We start from the raw sequence: 1,162 nt of genomic DNA on the forward strand, positions 1-1,162 counted from the left end.
TGGTTAAAGGTTCTGCCTTTTGGTGGTTTACTGTCAATTGCGGCGGCATTTGAGCGCTTAATGTGACTAGGCCTTGCTGTTTGGTTTGCAATACAGTAGATGCGGATGCTTCTTGACCATTGAGATCTGCTACATCTGTCATAGATGCGAGCTCTTCTCTTGCACTTAATATCACTCGTGGATACTGGTTTAAATGCTCATTCAGCGTATTGGATAATAAATACAATAGCTTTGGTGCTACGATAGGTTTATCAATATCATGACGACGCTCTTCATAGCGGCGCTGGATTTGCGACCAGTAATCCGCTTGGCGCTCATTGATTAGCTCATCTGTAATGAACAAAGCATCTTTAGGCAAATAATTGAATAAGCTGCTCTCTTGCTGCCAATCTTCTAGATCAAAAAACAACGGTTGATAATATTCAAGCCCACTACTCGCAATTCCTGCCATCACATCTTTATGTAACTCAGATTTACGGCTACTAGCATTTGGGAACATTGCAGCAAAATTCATGCGAAAAGTGTCTTTCCCATCTTCTAAAGGAAACTCTTTTGCAGGTAGTATTTGAAACTTCTTAATAGGTTTTGAGATATCGGGCAATTTATGCAACAACGATAGCGACTCTTGACCCATACTTTTATCATTACCGGAGACCATAGCCTTTAGATCATCATCGGTCAACGTACGCTGAGTCTGCGGGTGAAAAAAGCGAATTGTCTCAATTTCATCATCAAATAAATCTAGGCGCAGTGGAAATGGCTGACCCATCGCAAAAATATCAATAATACTACCGCGTACTGCAAACTCGCCTGGCTCAAATACATTGTCAACCGCACGGTAGCCCGCTTTCGCTAGTAGCTCACGTTGAGTATGGATATCAAATTGATCACCAACACCTAAATCAAAGTGTTGTCCAATCAGCCAGCTAGGCGGTGCAACGCGATGCATCAAAGCTTGTACAGATATGAGTAGCACACCTGACGTTGGCATATCTGTCAATAAGTTGATTCGTTCACTAACGATATCTTGGTGCGGGGACAGCTCATCATACGTTAGCGTCTCCCAGTCAGGAAAGACATAAGCATCAACGCCGCAAAATGCCAGTTCAGTCTCTATCTGGTTGAGCTGGTTTTGATCTCGAGCTACGACCACTTTCAAACG

The 1,162-nt window shown here is 42.9% G+C and carries 1 pseudogene; it reads right to left on the bottom strand.

Going from position 1 to position 1,162, the window contains the following annotated elements:
- A pseudogene (locus ACS8FD_RS15835) lies at positions 1–1,162 on the bottom strand (transcription-repair coupling factor); the annotation flags it as partial.

The organism is Psychrobacter sp. 1U2 (assembly GCF_051847575.1).